This is a genomic window from Candidatus Nitrosopumilus sp. bin_6a (assembly GCF_054095695.1).
Genome location: NZ_JBSWSR010000001.1, coordinates 240,522 through 258,655, shown reverse-complemented (window position 1 = coordinate 258,655; position 18,134 = coordinate 240,522). Strand labels below are relative to the sequence as shown.

The following is an 18,134-nucleotide window of genomic DNA, read 5'->3' as shown; positions in this document are numbered from 1 at the left end:
TCTAAATGAAAATTTAATCCTTCCTAAGCCTCACTGGATAGCTTTAGGTAGTTTGCGTCTACTGTGACTGGTAATTGGTATGATGCATCAAGTAAAACTACGGTTGCCTCTTCTTTGTCAACATCAATTCTTGTAATTGTTGCCTTCATTCCCTTGAATGGACCTCCTGTAATTTCTACGATATTATCTACTGTTAATTGCGAAACTGTTGATTTCTTTACTAGATATCCTTCAATATCTTTGAATTCTAATTCTCCTCTTAACTGACCTCTGATGTGTCTTACGCCTTCTACTGCCAAGTATGCATCACTTGGATTGATTGCTTCAATGACGACATAGCCTTTCAAATCACTTACCCAAAATACTGATTGAATGTTAATCTGATTTGCATTGGCTTTAGCTTCTAATAATCTCATTACCACTTTTTCTTGTCCACCAGTGGTTCTAATTGCAAACAAATGTGATTTGATTTCTTCAGACATGTTACCTACCAAATGTAATTACCGAAAAGACAAACTGAATTGTAAAACCAATAGCTCCTACTCCTGCTATTCCTAACAAAACAAGTCTAAGATGCTGTGAATACTCATCCCTGTCTGGTTTCTTGGCCATTTTCATAGTGTTGGCCATGTTCTTGACAGTCTGCTTAGGGTTCATTGCCTGAAATTAATAAGGTGTCCTTATATCTCTTATCTCATGGAACTGTTGGTTGCGTATCAAGATGACCCCGCCGGCCATAATATGGCAAAATTTCTTTCAAAAGAAATGACTTTGAAAGATGATATTTTTCATGGGAAATATTATGATCTTATAATAATTCCAACTCCTGCAATTTCTGCTGATTGGCTTGAAGAAAAATATGATTACGATGGATTTGTTTTTCTCTCAAAGCATGCAGCCGAATCAGGGGAACTTGCTTTGACTTGTCATAGTACTGGAAATTTCTCAACTGCAAAGTTTGGCGGAAATGACAATCAGGTCGCAATCCCAAAACCTGATTTTCAAAAAGTATATCTTCAGACATTAAAGAAAAATCAATCAAAGTTTTCTAATTTTCAAATTACTATAGAGGCAACTCATCACGGACCTACTGCATTGAGTAAACCATCTATTTTTGTTGAAATTGGAACTACTGAAAAACAATGGACTGATGAGTTGCTGTGCAGTTCTGTTGCATCACTAGTCCATCAGGTAATGTCACAACCGATCAAAGAACATCCTGTTGCAATTTGTTTTGGTGGAACTCACTATCCATCAAAATTCACTGATGAATTACTACATGGAAAATTTGCACTTGGAACTGTAATTCCAAAACATGCTTTGGATAATTTGGATGAAAAATTATTTTCTCATATTTTACAGCAAAACAGCATGGCAAGAACTGCCCTTTTGGATTGGAGAGGATTGGGTCCTAACAAACAAAAAGTTTTAGATCTTTTAGAATCAACAGATCTTGAGGTAATCAAGCTTTGAATCTTTCAGAAAAGATTTACAAAAAATTGCTTGAAGTACCTAGAGGACAAATCACAACTTATGGCGAATTGGCAAAAGCCGTTGGACTAAAAAATGGTCAAAGAGCTGTTGGAAAAATAATGAACAAAAATCCATACCCTGTGATTATTCCTTGTCATAGAGTTGTAATGTCTACTGGAAAAATTGGGGGATATGCATATGGAGAACATGTCAAAATAAAGATGCTAAATGATGAAGGCATAGAAATTCAAAATGGCAAGATTGTAAAACTAGAAAATAAAATTTATCGATTCTAATCTTTTCGTTTTTCTCTGATTTCGTCCATCAATAGTCTGAGATGGGCTTTGTTTCTAACTGTGTTACCGCCGACCTTTTTGTAGAGGGCCCAGAATTCTGGATTTGTCAAGTCTTTTCTGTCTTTTGCAATCTTTAGCAATCGTCTCAATGAGCGAACCTTTGCAACATAGACTTCTTTCTTACCGACTCTAGCTCCTTTTCTTCCTTGTTTGGAACCTTGAGTTGTACCTCTCTTGTTCTTCTGAGCTTTCTTTTCATGGGCTCTGCCTCTTGAAGTACCGGTAAATGGTTTGATTTGGATAGTGTTAGCTGTAATGAGACTGCGAATGTTTTCTCTAGTGATTGCATCTGCAACATCATCTAGGTGGTCAGTATCAAATTTGATTCTGTGAACTCCGACACCAGTAACTCTGGCGGCGAGTCTTTTTTTAGCTTTAAGATTTACTACCACTTGCACTCACTCTTGCGTTAAATATTTTGAATTTTTGTTCAACTGCTTTTACGATAATTTCTTTTCTCTTTCTAGTACCTACCCCGTGTCCGAATCTTACCCCATCTTTCTTTGGGTCTAATTTTTCTAAATCGCTCAAGTTGAAAACTAGGTTATCTGTAAATCCTGATGGGTGTAATCCTCTTGCATCTTTTGGTCCGCCATATCCTACTTTGACAAGACCTGGACGACCTCTGCTTTTTTGTTTTCTTTGGTGATGATCAATACCTTTTGGTTTTCTCCAATTGGTTTGAAGTCTAACATAACGCCAACTCTCTGGTCTTACAAAGTCTGGCTTGTTCTGCTTTGCCTCTTCTCTCTTTGCAAGTAGATCTTTGTTGATCGTCATTAAATTGAGTCTTGAATTTTGGAATAAATACGTTCCTAGGCCAGAAAAAAAATTTCTTAAGAAAAAGATAATAAGGAAACTTTGGGCGGATCGAATATCTCATGAACCAGCCTGGGATTGATCTTAGTATTTTTGGAGGCATGTACCTCTGACCCAAGTACTAGGTACAGCTGCAACTGAGAAATTTTCCGCACAATTAACTGCATTTGGAATCAAACCCTCCAAAGTCCACAGAAATCTCAGCGTAGATGATATGGTCAAACTGGCAGTTGAGAGAAAGGAAGGCGTTGTAAATTCAACAGGCTCATTGTCTGTGAACACCGGAAAATATACCGGCAGATCTCCTGATGACAGATTTATCGTGTATGATGATAAGACACATGACACCATTGATTGGGGAAAAATCAACCATCAATTCCCAAGTGGCAAATTTGAAAAATTATTTGAAAAAATGAAAAACTTTGTTGATAATAAGGAACTCTTTGTTTTTGACGGTTTTGTAGGTGCTGATCCTGAAACCCGTTTACCAATAAGGGTGATAAATGATCATGTCTGGCAGAGCATGTTCTCAAGTAATTTGTTTATCAAGCCAACTCCTGAAGAATTAGAAAAACACGAACCTGAATTTACTATCTTGTGTATAAACGACTTTTTTGCAGTACCTGAAGTTGACGGAACACGAACTGATGTCTTTATCCTAATTGATCTTACAAGAAAAATTGTTTTGATTGGCGGAACAGAATACGCCGGCGAGATGAAAAAATCCATGTTTGGTGTAATGAACTTTTTGTTACCTGAACGCGGTATCTTCCCAATGCACTGTTCTGCAAACATTGGCGAAAAAGGTGACACTGCTTTGTTCTTTGGTTTGTCTGGCACTGGTAAAACAACTCTCTCTGCAGATCCTAACCGGAGATTGATTGGTGATGATGAACATGGTTGGTCTGATAATGGTACATTTAATTTCGAAGGTGGTTGTTATGCAAAATGCATCAACCTAAGTCAAGAAGCAGAGCCTGAAATTTGGAATGCAATCAAGCCAGGTGCACTATTAGAAAATGTTGTACTAAACAACAATGTACCAGATTATGATGATAATACACTAACTGAGAACACACGTGTTGGATATCCATTGGATTTCATTCCAGGAGCTGTAATCCCAAGTGTTGGTGGAAATCCTAGAGTCATTGTATTTTTGACTGCAGATGCATTGGGTGTATTGCCACCTGTTTCCAGGCTAACAAAAGAAGGAGCAATGTATCACTTTATGTCCGGATATACCAGCAAATTGGCAGGAACTGAAAGAGGAATTAAAGAGCCAAAATCTGTATTTTCTCAGTGTTTTGGAGCCCCATTCATGCCTAGACCTGCCTCGGTTTACGCAAAATTACTTGGAGAAAAAATTAACAAACACAATACTGTAGTTTATCTTGTCAATACCGGCTGGTCTGGCGGTCCATACGGAGTAGGAAAAAGAATCAAAATAAAATACAGCAGAGCAATGGTTACTGCTGCACTTTCAGGTGCACTTGATATTGTAAAGTACCGACATGATGATTTGTTTAATCTAGATATTCCGACTGAAGTTGAGGGAGTGCCTTCTGAGATTTTGGATCCTAAGAATACTTGGATTGACAAAGATTCGTATGATCTTTCTGCAAAAAAACTAGCTCAAATGTTTGTAGAGAACTTTAAGAAATTTGATAATGTCTCACCTGAGATAATTGAAGCTGGTCCAAAACTACCGCAATAGATTATTTTCTTTTAATTACTCCAAACACTGCAATTACAATTACAATGCTACTGATTATGAGAATTTGTCTTTCTGGAATGTCAATGCCTAATCTCTGCTGATTCTCATCTAGTGAATCCACTTCAATTACATTATATGCATTTGATGTTGTTCCATTGATTCTGATTTTGGCATCAATCCAATACTGTGAATTCTCAAAAACTTCGACTGATGCTTTTTTCTCTGGTGTTGTAGTTGTTGTTTGGAAGCTTCCATCTTTGCTGTTAATCGCTGAAATCTTTGCAAAACTCCATTTGTCTGGGTGGTGAATATCAAAGAACAGTTTTCCATTTTGCTGTTCTATTGAAATTGAACCTGGTGTGTAATGCAGCAAAAATGGAACTCTGTACTGTATTCCGCTATGGCTGATTAGCATTGTTCCTTCATGTTCACCGAAATTATCTTCAACTACATTCATTCTGATATTCAAAATACTTCCATCCAAAATCCCTCCGAATTTTATGAACTCTGGCCCATCAAACGTTACATCAAATCCATCCCATGTCCCATCCATTGATTTTAGCTGGAATTGCTTTTCAACAATTCTGTTATCTGGTGATGTAATTGCAACAAAGTTTGGTGGCTCTATGATCAGTTTTGCTTTAAACGCATTTGCAATGTCTAGCCTTCCAGCACCTGCCTCATGAATGGAGAATTGTTGCTCATATGCATCAGATACAGGCATGGCTGTGGTAAGCAACAATGATTTGATTTCGTGGTGGTGAAGTTCCGGGTTTTTTTCAAGTAAAAGGGCGGCCGCACCGCTTACGTGAGGGGCTGCATAGCTTGTCCCGCTGGTAAAGTTGTATCCTGCATTATTTTGAGTTGTGTTGATGTATGCGCCAGGTGCTACGATTTCTGGTTTGATGTAAAATGGAGATACCGGTCCTCTGGAACTAAAATGTGTAACAAAGTCTGGATTGTAAAATAATTGTAAGATTCCTCTGCTTTCATCTGTGATTGATTCTTTGATTTCTAGTCCTTCCTCTCTGTCTATTGATACTACTGGAATTTGTGGCGTATATCCCGGCTCAATAAATTCATGAATCAACTCTCCCAAAAAAATTCCTGGAATGTTGTTGTATACAATTAATGCCTTGGCTCCTGCATTTGCTGCATTTTTTTCTTTGATTGAAAAATATAACATCTCTCCTTCGACATCACTTCCTCTCTCGACAATTACTATTGCGTCCTTTACATCCAAATTCTCGAAGTCTGAAATTTTTCCATAACCTGCAGTAACTATTTTAGAAATGATTGGCTCTTCTAGTTTTGTAGAGCCGACCATTGGAATTACAGTAAATGATTTTTCATCTACCTCTAATGTTGCAACCAAGCTTGACGTGAGATTGTTGTATGTTGCACCGACTGTAACTGAACCGAAATTCCTTCCAGGACTACCAATTGTTTCCAATCCCGGCCCGTCATTTCCAGCTGCAGTTACTACAAAAATTTCTTTTTCCAATGCTTCATTTACTACACGATCAATCTTTGCATTTGTCCTGTTTACTCCCAAACTGATATTGATAATGTCTGCTTCATCTTCGATTGCTTTTTGAATTGCTCTGATGATCAGATCTGATGATACTCCTTCCCCGTCTTCTGAAACTTTGTAAGCTAGAATTTTGGCCTTTGGTGCAACTCCTGACTTTTCCCCGTCTGCTGCAATAACTCCTGCAACATGGGTTCCATGACCATTTGTGTCAAGAGGCGGCTCGTTTTCTTGTATGAAATTATACCCTCCAATCACTTTGCCGTCAGGTCCCCATCCAAACAAGTCTGGATGGTTAAAATCCACCCCCGTATCGATTACTGCAATTTTTACCCCCTTGCCCTCAATCCCTTCCATTCTTGGAATGTCTGTTCCGATGTATGGTACACTTCTATCCAAATACAGTTCTGACTCGTTTTGCATTTCTAAATTAGATATGATCAGAATCCCTGCAAATACCAGAATCACTGAAAAAACTAGTAATGATTTCACAGATTTCCTATCCGTTTTAACAAGTAAAAATGAATTGCTTAGTAAAGCAATAAATGGAATAAATCCTAAAACCTCTCATGGGAAAATACACACTTCCTGAAATGCCATATGCTTATGATGCATTGGAACCTCACATTGACGCAAGAACAATGGAGATTCATCATACAAAACATCATCAAACATACACTGACAAACTAAATGCAGCTCTTGAAACTTGTCCAGCTGAAATTCAAGGTAAAGATATCATTGATATCTTATCTGATATCAATTCAGTACCAGAAGACAAAAGAGGTGCAATTAATTTCAACGGTGGTGGTTATGATAACCACAGGTTATTCTGGAATAACATGAAAGCAAATGGAGGCGGAGAACCTGGAGGATCAATTGCAGATGCAATTAATACTTCCTTTGGAAGCTTCTCTGACTTTAAAGAGAAATTCTCATCTACTACAGCTGTAATTCAAGGCAGTGGTTGGGGATGGTTAGTATACAATCCTTCTACATCAAAGGTTGAATACAAATCAATGCCAAATCAAACCAGTCCAAGAACTGAAGGACTGGTTCCATTGTTAGGCTGTGATGTGTGGGAACATGCATACTATCTCAACTACCAAAACAAGAGACCAGACTATATTGCGGCCTGGTGGAATGTAGTTAATTGGGATGAAGTAGAATCTAGATTCTCTAAAGCAAAATAAAGTTAATTCTTTATTTTTTATCTATTTATTTTAAATTTTTCAAGTGTCCATGAATGAATTTATAACCATAAGAGAAAGATTTGCTGTAAATGAGTGAAGAACAGGCCGAACAATTAATGCAACACATGCAAATGCTTGAAACATATTTTTCTGATTTGGCCCAAAGAGAAAATACTTTTATGAATATTTTAAGAGAGGCAACTGCTTCAATAGAATCAATTCAATCACTTGGCAAAAATCCTGAATCTGAAACTCTGATTCCAATTGGAATGGGCTCATATGTTCCAACAAAAGTTTCATCTAATTCCAAAATTGTAATGAACATCGGTGCAGGAGTTGCAGTTGAGAAAGATTTCCCATCTGCAATCAATTATCTTGAAGCCCGAATAAAAGAGGTCGAAGTTGCTTTACAAGATACGGCTGCAAAAAAACAAGATGCTACAGCTAGACTAGAGCAAGGAAAAGCACAGATGAATCAAATGATGCAAGCTATGCAAAATCCTTCATCTTCAGGATAGGCTATGTTTGATAAACTTCGTAGTGCATTTTCTAATGCAGCGAAAAGTCTTGGTGAAAAAGAACTAAATGAAAAAGACATTGAAGACATTCTTTTTGAATTAGAAATTTCTCTCTTAGAGTCTGATGTTGCAACTGAAGTAATTGATTCAATTAAATCTGATCTTAAAGAAAAATTAATCGGATCTAAAGTTGATAAAAAAGAAATTGAAAAATTTGTAAAAGATAGTCTGATTTCAATTATCTCTACTTTGTTTGATGAGGCAGGAGAGTATGATCTCTTTGAAAAAATTAACGAAAAGAAAAAACAAGGACAACCATTTTTGGTTTTGTTTGTAGGAATTAATGGCACTGGAAAAACAACTTCATTAGCTAAAGTAGCTCACATGTTAAAGGAAGCAAAATATTCTGTAGTTATTGCAGCAGCTGATACTTTTAGAGCAGGTGCAATTGAGCAGTTGCGAGAACATGCAAATCGTCTAAATCTCAAACTAGTTGCACAAAATTATAATTCTGATCCTGCAGCTGTTGCACGAGATGCAGTGTTGTATGCAAAGTCTCACAAAACAGATGTTGTTCTAATTGATACTGCAGGAAGAATGCAAACTAGTGAAAACTTGATGCAGCAAATTGCAAAAATTACCAAAGTCGTAAATCCTGATATGAAAATTTTTGTTGGTGATTCTCTAGCTGGAAATGACACTGTTAATCAAGCAAGAGAGTTTTATGAACATGTAAAATTTGATGGTTCGATTTTAACCAAAAGTGATGCAGATGCAAGAGGCGGTGCTGCATTGTCCATTGTCAAAGTAACATCTACTCCTGTTCTTTACGTTGGAGTCGGACAAGAATATCCTGATTTAAAACCATTTGATAAGAAACTTTTCCTTGAAACTGTTTTCGGTTCATTAGGTGATGTAACAATCACAAAAACTGAAAAGTCAACATCTGAACCAACACCAGAACCTGAACCAACACCAGAACCTGAACCAACACCAGAACCTGAACCAACACCAGAACCTGAACCAACACCAGAACCTGAACCAACACCAGAACCAACATCTGATGATCCCTTTGATGGAATCAAAGATGATGACATTGCAAAGTATTCTGACTTGTTTGATATTCCTCCTCCAGAAAATGACAAGGAGGCAAATGCTCTAGCTAACAAAATTCGTCAGTGGATTAAAGATGGCAGACCAAAACCTGGTGAATCAAAAACTAATGCAGATGAGGAAATACCAAAACAAGATAAAGAAGAGGAGCCTAAAAAGAAAAGGAGATTCGGATTCTTTAGAAAATGAAACTAAAAACAAAAAATTTACTCACTTTGGCGGAACTTGCACCAAAAGAGTTTGCAGGATTAATCGATGATTCAATCAAGCTAAAAAAGGAACTCAAAAAAGGTGGCAACAAACCGATTCTAAAAAATAAAACACTGACGATGATATTCCAAAAACCATCCACTCGAACGCGTGTTAGTTTTGAAACCGGCATGTATCAGTTGGGCGGACATGCAATCAATCTATCCTCCAATGACATGCAGATATCTCGTGGTGAATCAATTGAGGATACTGCAAAAACTCTCTCACGTTATTCTAATTGTATAATGGCACGAGTCTATGAACATGACTTGCTTGAGGATTTGGCAAAGCACGCAACAATCCCAGTAATCAATGGGCTCTCTGATAGTTTTCATCCCTGCCAAATATTGGCAGACTTTATGACGATAAAGGAAAAAAAGAAAAAACTCCGGGGACTAAAGATTGTATGGATTGGAGATGGCAACAATGTCTGCAATTCCATGATTTACGGTGCAGCATTATCTGGAGTTGACATGTCTATTGCAACTCCAAAGGGTTTTGAGCCTGACAAGAATGCAGTCAAAGAGGCCCAGAAAAAAACAAAGATAGAGTTGACAACAGATCCATTCACTGCTGTCAAAAACGCAGATGTTGTGGTCTCTGATACTTTTTCATCAATTCACAATCTTGACAAGAAAAGATTGCAAAAATTCTTGCCAAAATATCAGGTAAATGACAAACTAATGAAGTCTGCAAAAAAAGATGCGATCTTTTTACATTGTCTTCCGGCAAAAAGGGAGCAAGAAGTTACATCATCTGTAATTGACGGACCACAGTCTGTTGTTTGGGATGAAGCAGAAAATCGTTTACATACTCAGAAAGCTTTGCTAGCTGCTCTGATTCGCGCTTAACGTATATAAGAGCAGATTCAAACTCGGTTTCTATAGATGGCCTATTCAAAAATATTGAGAAGATTAAGGGAAGAAAAGACCAATTATCGTAAACGTGGAACCATGTTGATGGGTAAACGCGATTTTATCACTGTAAATATTACTAATGAAAATACCCAAGTCCAAATTCTCACACCTGGCATGACTGGAGACAAAGTCGTAGCCTCTGCTCATTCTAGATATCTACTTGAGAAAGGATGGAAAGGTTCTAGAAAAAGTGTACCGGCAGCATATCTTACTGGCTATCTTGCAGGAAAGAAAGCACTAGGAAAAGGTGCAAAGGATGCTATATTGTATACTGGAACTAGACGATACACACAAAGAATGGCAGCAGCTCTCAAAGGAGTAGTTGATGCTGGCCTTAAAGTCCCTGCAGATGCAGAAACATTTCCAGCCGAAGAAAGAATTAACGGCGAACACCTTAAAGTAAAAAATGAAATTTCTAAAATAAAATCTGCCATTGACAGTGAGGTCAAATAGAAATGAGTCAAGCTGCACAATCAAAAGGCGGACAAGGTCAACGTGGAAAGGGTGCACCAGTATATGGAAGAGGTCCTCCTGGTGGAGCTAAAGAAGGAGATCGTCCAAGAAGACCAAGAAGAGAACCTGAAGAAGAAGCATGGGTTCCAAAAACTATCTTGGGACAAAAAGTTGCATCTGGAGAAATTACTTCTTTAGAGGAGATTATCGAATCAGGATTAAGAATTCAAGAATCTGGAATTATCAAGAAACTATTGCCTGACTTGAAAAGTGAAGTCGTAGATGTCGGAATGATTCAGAAGATGACTTCAAACGGTCAATCAACTAGATTCAAAGCTATTGTAGCTACTGGAAACGAGAATGGATACTTGGGTATTGGCCAAGGAAAATCAAAACAGATGAGAATTGCAATTGAGAAAGCAACTAGTCAAGCTTTCATTAACGTACAGCCAATCAAGATGGGATGTGGCAGTTGGGAATGCAGATGTGATCAAAAACATTCTGTTCCATTCAAAGTTAGAGGAAAAGGTGGAAGTGTAACAATTGAAATTATTCCTGCACCTCGTGGATTAGGTCTTGTAGCAGGAGGTAAAATTAAACGATTATTGGAATTGGCAGGACTAAAGGATGCATGGACTACAGCAAAAGGTTCTACTCCTACAATGAACTCCACTTCAAAAGCAGTATTGGATTGTCTAAGACAGACATTTAGTCAAGGTTGATGAAAATGGCAAACGCATATCTCGTTGTTAGAATTAAAGGCCAAGCAGACTGTCCATACTGGGCAACTCACACAATGATGCTATTACAATTAGATAAAAAATATCGTGCAACAATTCTTCCTGCAAGAGAAAATACTTTGGGAATGCTTAGAAAAGTACAGCATTATGTTTCTTGGATTGAACTTGATGCATCGTTGGCAAAAGAATTGTTGGACAAAAAAGCAAGAAAATCTGGCTATCAAAAAATTACTGCTGAAGATCTTAAGGCACTTGGATTTGCAAGTACTGATGAACTGGCAACAGCACTAGCTGATGGAAAAGCAATACTATCAAAATTAAAACCTCTAAAACCTTGGTTTGCTCTAGCACCACCAGTACATGGATTCAAAAAGAGTACGAAGAAACTTTACGGACAAAAAGGAATTCTTGGATCAAACAAAGAACTTGACACTATTGTAAGGAGAATGATTTAACATGGCATCTAGATTAAGAAAAACAAGACGACTTAGAGGCGGACGACACATGGGATGGGGACAAGTAGGTCAACACCGTGCTAGTGGTCACAAAGGTGGTCTTGGAGTTACTGGTATGAAAAAACATCATAGAAGTACTATGATGAAAGAAGAACCAGATCATTATGGCCATGATATTCCTAAAACACCTCACCCAAATATTATAAAAAAATGGACCAGCCTTAGAGACCTAGATGACTTGTTCACAAAGTTCGGTAAAGAAGAGGGGGGCAAAAAAATCGTAGACCTAGTAAGTGCAGGATACGATAAACTCCTTGGTGGCGGAAAACCTACAAATCCATATTCCGTCAAAGTTAAACAATTTACAGCATCTGCCGAAGAGAAACTAAAAGCTGTTGGGGGAGAAGTGTTATCTGATAATGGCTGAAGGTACAATCACTAACATTATTCGAAAAGCAGTTTTCAAAGCAGAACCATATCTACCACAAGTTCCAAAACCTAAAAAGAAAATTCCTCTCCAAGTCAGATTGCTTTGGTGTGGAATCGCATTACTCATCTATATGATAATGGGACAGACTCCTCTGTTTGGAGCAACTGCACCTCAATTTGATTTTCTAGCATTTGCTAGAGTAATTTTTGCATCTCAACAAGGTACCTTAGTTGAACTGGGCATAGGGCCGATAGTCACAGCTGGACTCTTGATGCAATTGCTCAGAGGTTCAGACATTCTAAAATTTGATTTCAAAAAGCCTGAAGAAAGAGGAATCTTCCAGACTGCAACTAAAATGGTAACATACATCGTAATTGTAGCTGAATCTATTGTATATGCTATGGCTGTTTATGGTCCTGGAGTTACCGAACCCTACGTACTGTATGTTCTGATTGGCCAACTGATGGCGGCGTCTATTATTATCATGTTCTTAGATGAGCTGATTCAGAAGGGTTGGGGTCTTGGCAGTGGAATCAGTTTGTTCATTATGGCAGGTGTTGCCCAGCAGATTCTTTGGAGCATGTTTAGTCCTTTGCCTGCTGGAGATGGAGGTATGATTGGTATTATTCCATACATTGCACAATCTCTTACTGGAAGTGGGGATATCACAAATGTTCTATTCCGTTCTAATCAACTACCTAGCATCTTTGGATTATTCTTGACTGCAGGAATTCTGCTAATCTTGGTATTCACACAAGGAATGAAAATTGAAATCCCAATCGTATCTACAAAATACAGGGGTTTCTCTGCTGTCTATCCAATCAAATTGATGTATGTCTCAAACATCCCTGTAATTTTAGCATCAGCACTTACAGCAAATGCTGTTTTCATTTTCCAAATGTTGTGGGCCAACATGAATCCGCGTAACAATAATTTCTTCATGAATTTTATCGCACAATTTGATCCTACAAGTCCAAACACTCCGATTGGTGGTATCATCTACTACATCACTCCTCCTAGAGGTCTAGATGTTGCAGCATTGGATCCAATGCGTGCAGTAGGTTATGTACTATTTATGATTGGAATTGTAGTTGTATTTGGTAGACTGTGGGTTGAACTAGGTGGTTTGTCCCCAAAGAGTGCAGCTCAAAACTTGCTTGATGCAGATGTACAAATTCCTGGATTTAGAAGATCAAATAAACCTGTTGAAGCTTTACTAAACAAATACATCCCATCTGTCACAATTATCGGTTCAATGATCTTAGGGTTGTTAGCTGGTGTATCTGATGTTCTTGGTGTTTTTGGTTCTGGAATCGGAATTTTACTTATGGTAGATATTCTCATCAACTATTACACACAACTTGTTAGAGAACAAGTAGAAGTTGTAATGCCACGTTTGGGTGCTCTACTTGGCAGAAAGTAAAAAAATCATCATGGTAGGAATCCCAGGAGTTGGGAAAACTACGTTATTATCTAAGATTGTAGAGCATCTCAAAGGCCATCAAAAAAACATCAGTGTAATTAGCATGGGAACGCTGATGTTTGAGGTGGCAAAAGAAAATGGCCTAAAAGACCGAGATGATTTACGAAAATTGCCCATCTCAAAACAACAAGAACTACAAAAGATTGCAGCTGAAAAGATTGCAGTTCATACAGAAGATATTGTAATTATTGACACTCATGCATTCATTAGTTCCCCTGAAGGATATTATCCTGGATTGCCAGAACATGTCCTCAAAATCATCAAACCGTCAAACTTTATTTCAGTTTCAGCAAAACCTGAAGAAATCTACAGCAGACGAATGACTGATGTGACACGCAACAGGGACAAAAACACTCTTGCAAATGTTAAAAAAGAATTGGATATTCAATCAGGTATGATTTCTGCATGTGCTGTTTTAACAGGCTCGCCACTCAAGCTTGTCCTTAATCGTGAGGGAAAGGTTGATGAAGCGGCAGAGAAGATAATCCAATCATTAGGACTGTAAAAAATGGATTTTAACTTTATTCTACTCTTTATCGAATCTATCCCTCTACAGTTTGATTTCTTTGGGGGTGGACAAACGACTTTGGGCAGTGATGATCCTATTATCAAAGGATTGATTTACTCTATGTTTGCAGTAACTGGATTTGGTATATTGCTAAATCTGTTCAACTCTGGAGTGAGAAAGAAGATGGTTGATCAAGTGAAACTGAAAAGAATTATGAAAGAAACCAGAGCATGGCAAAAAGAAAGAATGGCTGCGATGAGGGCAAAAGACCAAGCAAAGATTGCAGAGCTTGGAAAAAAATCATCTTACATGAACAAAATGTCAATGGAGATGATGCAGATGAACATGCGACCTATGATGATTACCTTTGTTCCTTTGATCTTGATATTTTATCTTGTCTTGCCACAACTGTTTGCTTATACTGTTGCTATTTCCCCAATTCCCCTAAATGTAATTCCTGGAGATATGTTCCAATTGACATGTACTGCAGAGCAAGCAGCTGATCCTGAACATGTATGTACTGTGGAAAACGCATTGTATCTTTGGGCATGGTATTTCCTTTCATCAATTGCATTTAGTGGGATTATCATGAGACTAACAAAAACCTCCATGGATCTCAGTTGACCAAATCTATCGTAATATCTGGTCCTCCCGCAGTGGGAAAGACAACTGTTGCCAAAGGATTGGCAGAAGAATTTCAATTACAATATCTCAGTGGCGGTGATGTCCTAAAAGAGATGGCAAGCGAACATGGATTTGATTCCAGTGGTGATGATTGGTGGGATACTGAAGACGGAATGAAATTCCTCAATCAGCGTGAACAGAATTCTGAATTTGATAAAAAACTTGACAAGAAACTGATTGCTCTTTTTGAAAAAGGTGGGATGGTAATTACAAGCTACACATTGCCATGGCTAATCAAAGACGGGATTAGGATTTGGCTTGAAGGCTCTCATGAGAGCAGCACAAAAAGAATGCAATCTCGAGACAGTATGAGTTCTGAGGATGCATATGAAATTACTAAAGAGAGATTTGACAAAAACAAGGCATTGTACAAAAAAATATACAATTTTGATTTTGGAGAGGACAAATCCGTCTTTGATGTAATTATAAACACAGATCATTTAACAGCACAGCAGGTAATTGATGTAGCAAAGGAGACTGTGAGAAAACTACTATGACTCTAAAACAACTGGAAAATCTAATTGAAATTGATCAGGATATCACCGATGATGCATACGGAACATATTATGACAAGAGAACTATTGAGCAGTTACTAAACTATGGAATAATTCTTTTAGACAAACCCCCAGGCCCTACTAGTCATGAGACAGTGGCATGGACCAAACGTTTACTGAAAATTCCAAAGATTGGTCACAGTGGTACGCTGGATCCTCAGGTTTCTGGAGTCTTACCATTGGGATTAGGTGAGGCAACTAAAGCATTAGGCGTTTTACTTTATGGTCCAAAAGAATATCATGCACTGGGACGAGTACATTCACTTCCGTCAAAAGAAAAACTAAAAGAAATTGTGGAAATGTTCCAGGGTGAAATTTTCCAAAAACCTCCACAACGTTCAGCAGTTCTTAGACAAACTAGGACAAGAACAATTTACGAGTTTGAAATAATAGAGCAAAAAGAAAGACTTCTCTTGACGAGAATTCTTTGCGAAGCTGGAACTTACATTAGAAAACTATACTATGACATTGGGGAAATCCTCGGTCCTGGTGCCACTATGGTTGAACTACGAAGAAGCAGAGTTGATCAGTTCCATGAAAAAGACGGTTTGGTTACACTGCATGAACTTGCCGATGCATTTGCCATGTGGGAGGAGAAAAAAGATGACACCAAATTGAAAAAAATGATCAAACCAGTTGAATTGGCACTCAGTGAGCTAAAGTCTGTAGTGATTAGAGATTCTGCAGTAGATGCAATGTGCCATGGTGCACAGCTTGCAATTCCTGGAATTCTGAAAATATCTCCAAATTTGAAGAAAGGTGATATTGTTGGAATTTATACCCAAAAAGGAGAAGCAGTTGCATTAGCAGAATCCACAATGTCTGAAGAAGAAATCAAGGATGCGACAAAAGGATATGCATTTGAAACAAAGAGGATCATCATGGCCCCTAACACATATCCTAAAAAATGGAGAACAAAACCGACTGCTCCAAAGGATTAAAAAATAAAGAAATTATTTTAAAAGAATTGTTAGCAAAAAGTCTTGTACTTTTTATCGGAGTTGGCGTGATTGCAGGACTCGGATTTGGCATATATCTAATGGATGTCAAAAATACCAGCCAGCTAGTTTTTGTTGATGGCCCATCGGTTTCAGTAGTTACTGAAAAATCTGATTTCAAAATAGGTGAAGAAATAAAAATTCGCATTGTAAATTCTGGAACTGTTCCCCTGATATTCTCTGATTCGTCTTATGGGCTAAGAATTACAGGACTTTCTGGAATTCTGATGTATTCTCCTACATCTGCACAAATGATATCTCATTTAGAACCTGGAGATGAAGTGGAATTTTCATGGGATCAAATAAAAAATGATGGAGATACTGCATTGGAAGGCCTGTACAAAATTACTGCAAAAGGCACAGATGATCAGAAAAATAATGTAGAAAAATCAACTACAATTACAATCTGGAAGTAGTTTTACAATTCCAAAATAACACAATATATAATCACATTTTACCGAATACATTTGTCGCAAGACTTGTGCCGGGGTCGCCTAGCCTGGTAGGGCGCGCGCCTGGAAATTGTTTAACCATAAAGCGCGTTCTCGCAAGGGAACGGGAGTTCAAATCTCCCTCCCGGCGCCATTTCCTAAATTAGTTGATTTCATTCTGAATCAAATCAAAATAAAATATCTTTAATATTCAATTTACAATATGTTTACCTTGTGCGCCATAGGCACAGCATGTCATAGTGATACCCTCGTATCCAGACAGCATAGCCTAGTGACGCATTAATTCTCAATCTTAAATTAATTTGATTTTCACTAATCTCTGATTTACATTTTCAAAAATATGGATGATTTGTTCGTTAACGTTTTAAGCAAATTTTGTATATCTATATCATGTCAACTATAATTCAATACAAACATGATTCTGACCTAAACACTTCTCTGAAACACGAGACTGAAAACACTGGTTCATCCAGAATAACTGCACTAGATATGGTCGGTCTTACATGGATCTTCAAAAAAGATCAAGATCTACTTGAGGAATTCAAGTAATCTCTCTCTATTTTCACTGCCTTTTTTAATCTCCTTATTCTTGGAATTGTATGCCTATTTTCTTAGACATGCATGCTCTAGGTAGTTATTCTAAAGAACAGCTAATTCCAGGACTAGAAAATGAATCTGATGAGTTTGGTGTGATAGTCCATCAAATGGTATTTAATGAAAAGGAAGACTTTTTGCATTGCATTTGTTCTGCTCCTGACATTGAATCTATACAAAAACATCATGCAAAATTTAACGTAAAATGTGACAAAATTTTTCCAATTGATCAAATAATGACTGATAAAAATATCAAAGATGAAAAATTAAAATCAATTGGGGAACTGTCTTCTCGAATTGCACATGATATCAGAAACCCTCTAAGCGTCATTCAATCCTCTGTTGATATTTTACAATCAAAATATCCTGAAATACATGAAAAGAAGTAATCAAATTTGACTCTATCCGTTCTGCAATAAGCAGAATCAATCATCAGATAACTGATGTGTTGGGATTTGTAAATACTAGGCAACTGGATTTCGCATTAAATGATCTATCTGAAATTTTAAACTCTGCTCTGCAAGGAATAGAAATTCCAAAAAAAGTCTCTATAAACAAATCTCAAAACAATGTTTCTATTTACTGCGATTTTGAATCCATACGTGTTGTTTTTATCAATATTCTTCTTAATGCTATCCAGGCAATGAATAATTCTGGAAAAATCAATTTACAGATAACTCGAGACATGGATGATTATGTTCTAATCTCTTTTGAAAATTCTGGACCTTCTATACCTGAAAAAATACTTCCGAAACTATTTGATCCTCTATTTACCACAAAGCAAGAAGGTACTGGTTTGGGTTTGGTTAGTTGTAAACGAATTGTGGAAGACCACAAAGGGACAATATCTGTGCAAAACAATCCTACAAAATTTACAGTCCGTTTACCAATAAATCAGTGATT

At 37.4% G+C, this 18,134-nt stretch carries 25 protein-coding genes and 1 tRNA gene; 21 read left to right on the top strand and 5 right to left on the bottom strand.

The genetic code is table 11. The features are described 5' to 3' along the window. Positions 1–23 precede the first annotated feature (23 nt). Positions 24–482, bottom strand: a complete 459-nt coding sequence (locus tag ACW9XA_RS01645) for a transcription elongation factor Spt5 (RefSeq protein WP_300323019.1) — start codon at positions 480–482, stop codon at positions 24–26. Between the two features lies 1 nt (position 483). After that, entirely contained in the window at positions 484–657 is a 174-nt protein-coding gene (locus ACW9XA_RS01640; protein ID WP_014964557.1) for a protein translocase SEC61 complex subunit gamma, read from the bottom strand. Positions 658–696: 39 nt separating this feature from the next. Here ACW9XA_RS01640 and ACW9XA_RS01635 point away from each other — a divergent pair, with 39 nt between their 5' ends. Together ACW9XA_RS01635 and ACW9XA_RS01630 are read left to right on the top strand one after the other, a co-directional pair. Continuing rightward, positions 697–1,473: a D-aminoacyl-tRNA deacylase gene (locus ACW9XA_RS01635; RefSeq protein WP_457762696.1), complete on the top strand. Its 777-nt coding sequence runs from the start codon at positions 697–699 to the stop codon at positions 1,471–1,473. Then, complete coding sequence (locus ACW9XA_RS01630; protein WP_457762695.1) at positions 1,470–1,769, top strand: methylated-DNA--[protein]-cysteine S-methyltransferase; 300 nt, start codon at positions 1,470–1,472, stop codon at positions 1,767–1,769. Before ACW9XA_RS01635 ends, ACW9XA_RS01630 begins: the two co-directional genes overlap by 4 nt. Here ACW9XA_RS01630 and ACW9XA_RS01625 read toward each other — a convergent pair. Both ACW9XA_RS01625 and ACW9XA_RS01620 read right to left on the bottom strand, forming a co-directional pair. Beyond that, a complete protein-coding gene (locus ACW9XA_RS01625; RefSeq protein WP_457762694.1) occupies positions 1,766–2,221 on the bottom strand; it encodes a 50S ribosomal protein L19e in 456 nt (151 codons plus the stop codon). The two genes, ACW9XA_RS01630 and ACW9XA_RS01625, sit on opposite strands and share 4 nt — an antisense overlap. Continuing rightward, positions 2,205–2,609, bottom strand: coding sequence for a 50S ribosomal protein L32e (locus tag ACW9XA_RS01620; RefSeq protein ID WP_457762693.1), 405 nt, complete (start codon positions 2,607–2,609; stop codon positions 2,205–2,207). Before ACW9XA_RS01620 ends, ACW9XA_RS01625 begins: the two co-directional genes overlap by 17 nt. Positions 2,610–2,757: 148 nt before the next feature. Here ACW9XA_RS01620 and pckA point away from each other — a divergent pair, with 148 nt between their 5' ends. Beyond that, positions 2,758–4,362, top strand: coding sequence for a phosphoenolpyruvate carboxykinase (ATP) (gene pckA / locus ACW9XA_RS01615; protein WP_457762852.1), 1,605 nt, complete (start codon positions 2,758–2,760; stop codon positions 4,360–4,362). A gap of 1 nt (position 4,363) precedes the next feature. On the opposite strand, the gene ACW9XA_RS01610 is transcribed toward pckA, so the two are convergent. Beyond that, a complete protein-coding gene (locus ACW9XA_RS01610; protein WP_457762692.1) occupies positions 4,364–6,385 on the bottom strand; it encodes a S8 family serine peptidase in 2,022 nt (673 codons plus the stop codon). A gap of 77 nt (positions 6,386–6,462) precedes the next feature. Here ACW9XA_RS01610 and ACW9XA_RS01605 point away from each other — a divergent pair, with 77 nt between their 5' ends. The 18 genes from ACW9XA_RS01605 (at position 6,463) to ACW9XA_RS01520 (ending at position 18,132) form a co-directional block, all read left to right on the top strand. Next, positions 6,463–7,083: a superoxide dismutase gene (locus tag ACW9XA_RS01605; protein WP_457762691.1), complete on the top strand. Its 621-nt coding sequence runs from the start codon at positions 6,463–6,465 to the stop codon at positions 7,081–7,083. A gap of 89 nt (positions 7,084–7,172) precedes the next feature. After that, positions 7,173–7,601 carry a prefoldin subunit alpha gene (pfdA, locus tag ACW9XA_RS01600; RefSeq protein ID WP_457762690.1) on the top strand — a complete coding sequence of 143 codons (429 nt, stop codon included), beginning with the start codon at positions 7,173–7,175 and terminating at the stop codon, positions 7,599–7,601. Between the two features lie 3 nt (positions 7,602–7,604). Next, a complete protein-coding gene (gene ftsY, locus ACW9XA_RS01595) occupies positions 7,605–8,903 on the top strand; it encodes a signal recognition particle-docking protein FtsY (RefSeq protein WP_457762689.1) in 1,299 nt (432 codons plus the stop codon). Further along, the gene (gene argF, locus ACW9XA_RS01590) at positions 8,900–9,814 is read left to right on the top strand and encodes an ornithine carbamoyltransferase (protein ID WP_457762688.1); all 915 of its coding nucleotides are present in this window, start codon (positions 8,900–8,902) and stop codon (positions 9,812–9,814) included. The genes ftsY and argF overlap by 4 nt, the downstream gene beginning before the upstream one ends. 36 nt (positions 9,815–9,850) lie before the next feature. Beyond that, positions 9,851–10,333, top strand: a complete 483-nt coding sequence (locus tag ACW9XA_RS01585) for a 50S ribosomal protein L18 (RefSeq protein ID WP_457762687.1) — start codon at positions 9,851–9,853, stop codon at positions 10,331–10,333. 2 nt (positions 10,334–10,335) lie between these two features. Further along, positions 10,336–11,055 (top strand): 30S ribosomal protein S5, encoded by a 720-nt coding sequence (locus ACW9XA_RS01580; RefSeq protein ID WP_457762686.1) that lies wholly within the window; start codon positions 10,336–10,338, stop codon positions 11,053–11,055. A gap of 5 nt (positions 11,056–11,060) precedes the next feature. Then, a complete protein-coding gene (locus ACW9XA_RS01575) occupies positions 11,061–11,528 on the top strand; it encodes a 50S ribosomal protein L30 (protein WP_457762685.1) in 468 nt (155 codons plus the stop codon). Position 11,529: 1 nt separating this feature from the next. Beyond that, positions 11,530–11,955 (top strand): uL15 family ribosomal protein, encoded by a 426-nt coding sequence (locus ACW9XA_RS01570; RefSeq protein ID WP_300326053.1) that lies wholly within the window; start codon positions 11,530–11,532, stop codon positions 11,953–11,955. Next, complete coding sequence (secY, locus tag ACW9XA_RS01565; protein ID WP_457762684.1) at positions 11,948–13,381, top strand: preprotein translocase subunit SecY; 1,434 nt, start codon at positions 11,948–11,950, stop codon at positions 13,379–13,381. The genes ACW9XA_RS01570 and secY overlap by 8 nt, the downstream gene beginning before the upstream one ends. Beyond that, a complete protein-coding gene (locus ACW9XA_RS01560) occupies positions 13,359–13,946 on the top strand; it encodes an adenylate kinase (RefSeq protein WP_457762683.1) in 588 nt (195 codons plus the stop codon). Before secY ends, ACW9XA_RS01560 begins: the two co-directional genes overlap by 23 nt. A gap of 3 nt (positions 13,947–13,949) precedes the next feature. Continuing rightward, positions 13,950–14,573: an EMC3/TMCO1 family protein gene (locus ACW9XA_RS01555; RefSeq protein WP_457762682.1), complete on the top strand. Its 624-nt coding sequence runs from the start codon at positions 13,950–13,952 to the stop codon at positions 14,571–14,573. Next, positions 14,570–15,130, top strand: a complete 561-nt coding sequence (locus ACW9XA_RS01550) for a cytidylate kinase-like family protein (RefSeq protein ID WP_457762681.1) — start codon at positions 14,570–14,572, stop codon at positions 15,128–15,130. The genes ACW9XA_RS01555 and ACW9XA_RS01550 overlap by 4 nt, the downstream gene beginning before the upstream one ends. Further along, entirely contained in the window at positions 15,127–16,128 is a 1,002-nt protein-coding gene (locus ACW9XA_RS01545) for an RNA-guided pseudouridylation complex pseudouridine synthase subunit Cbf5 (RefSeq protein WP_457762680.1), read from the top strand. Before ACW9XA_RS01550 ends, ACW9XA_RS01545 begins: the two co-directional genes overlap by 4 nt. After that, on the top strand, positions 16,095–16,601 hold the full coding sequence (locus ACW9XA_RS01540) for a hypothetical protein (RefSeq protein ID WP_457762679.1): 507 nt from the start codon (positions 16,095–16,097) through the stop codon (positions 16,599–16,601). The genes ACW9XA_RS01545 and ACW9XA_RS01540 overlap by 34 nt, the downstream gene beginning before the upstream one ends. 67 nt (positions 16,602–16,668) lie before the next feature. Further along, a tRNA-Ser gene (locus ACW9XA_RS01535) sits at positions 16,669–16,770 on the top strand. Between the two features lie 257 nt (positions 16,771–17,027). Beyond that, positions 17,028–17,186 carry a hypothetical protein gene (locus tag ACW9XA_RS01530; protein ID WP_457762678.1) on the top strand — a complete coding sequence of 53 codons (159 nt, stop codon included), beginning with the start codon at positions 17,028–17,030 and terminating at the stop codon, positions 17,184–17,186. A 50-nt stretch (positions 17,187–17,236) separates the two neighbouring features. Then, entirely contained in the window at positions 17,237–17,620 is a 384-nt protein-coding gene (locus tag ACW9XA_RS01525; RefSeq protein ID WP_457762677.1) for a hypothetical protein, read from the top strand. Positions 17,621–17,679: 59 nt separating this feature from the next. After that, positions 17,680–18,132, top strand: coding sequence for a sensor histidine kinase (locus tag ACW9XA_RS01520; protein WP_457762676.1), 453 nt, complete (start codon positions 17,680–17,682; stop codon positions 18,130–18,132). Positions 18,133–18,134 lie beyond the last annotated feature (2 nt).

Excerpts from the sequence above, each read along its gene's own strand:
- ACW9XA_RS01635 (WP_457762696.1), top strand. The coding sequence starts at position 697 with ATGGAACTGTTGGTTGCGTATCAAGATGACCCCGCCGGCCATAATATG.
- ACW9XA_RS01525 (WP_457762677.1), top strand. The coding sequence starts at position 17,237 with ATGCCTATTTTCTTAGACATGCATGCTCTAGGTAGTTATTCTAAAGAA.
- ACW9XA_RS01540 (WP_457762679.1), top strand. The coding sequence starts at position 16,095 with ATGGAGAACAAAACCGACTGCTCCAAAGGATTAAAAAATAAAGAAATT.
- ACW9XA_RS01580 (WP_457762686.1), top strand. The coding sequence starts at position 10,336 with ATGAGTCAAGCTGCACAATCAAAAGGCGGACAAGGTCAACGTGGAAAG.
- secY (WP_457762684.1), top strand. The coding sequence starts at position 11,948 with ATGGCTGAAGGTACAATCACTAACATTATTCGAAAAGCAGTTTTCAAA.
- ftsY (WP_457762689.1), top strand. The coding sequence starts at position 7,605 with ATGTTTGATAAACTTCGTAGTGCATTTTCTAATGCAGCGAAAAGTCTT.
- ACW9XA_RS01545 (WP_457762680.1), top strand. The coding sequence starts at position 15,127 with ATGACTCTAAAACAACTGGAAAATCTAATTGAAATTGATCAGGATATC.
- ACW9XA_RS01585 (WP_457762687.1), top strand. The coding sequence starts at position 9,851 with ATGGCCTATTCAAAAATATTGAGAAGATTAAGGGAAGAAAAGACCAAT.
- ACW9XA_RS01620 (WP_457762693.1), bottom strand. The coding sequence starts at position 2,609 with ATGACGATCAACAAAGATCTACTTGCAAAGAGAGAAGAGGCAAAGCAG.
- ACW9XA_RS01530 (WP_457762678.1), top strand. The coding sequence starts at position 17,028 with ATGTCAACTATAATTCAATACAAACATGATTCTGACCTAAACACTTCT.
- ACW9XA_RS01575 (WP_457762685.1), top strand. The coding sequence starts at position 11,061 with ATGGCAAACGCATATCTCGTTGTTAGAATTAAAGGCCAAGCAGACTGT.
- pfdA (WP_457762690.1), top strand. The coding sequence starts at position 7,173 with ATGAGTGAAGAACAGGCCGAACAATTAATGCAACACATGCAAATGCTT.
- ACW9XA_RS01555 (WP_457762682.1), top strand. The coding sequence starts at position 13,950 with ATGGATTTTAACTTTATTCTACTCTTTATCGAATCTATCCCTCTACAG.
- ACW9XA_RS01605 (WP_457762691.1), top strand. The coding sequence starts at position 6,463 with ATGGGAAAATACACACTTCCTGAAATGCCATATGCTTATGATGCATTG.
- ACW9XA_RS01640 (WP_014964557.1), bottom strand. The coding sequence starts at position 657 with ATGAACCCTAAGCAGACTGTCAAGAACATGGCCAACACTATGAAAATG.
- ACW9XA_RS01645 (WP_300323019.1), bottom strand. The coding sequence starts at position 482 with ATGTCTGAAGAAATCAAATCACATTTGTTTGCAATTAGAACCACTGGT.
- ACW9XA_RS01570 (WP_300326053.1), top strand. The coding sequence starts at position 11,530 with ATGGCATCTAGATTAAGAAAAACAAGACGACTTAGAGGCGGACGACAC.
- argF (WP_457762688.1), top strand. The coding sequence starts at position 8,900 with ATGAAACTAAAAACAAAAAATTTACTCACTTTGGCGGAACTTGCACCA.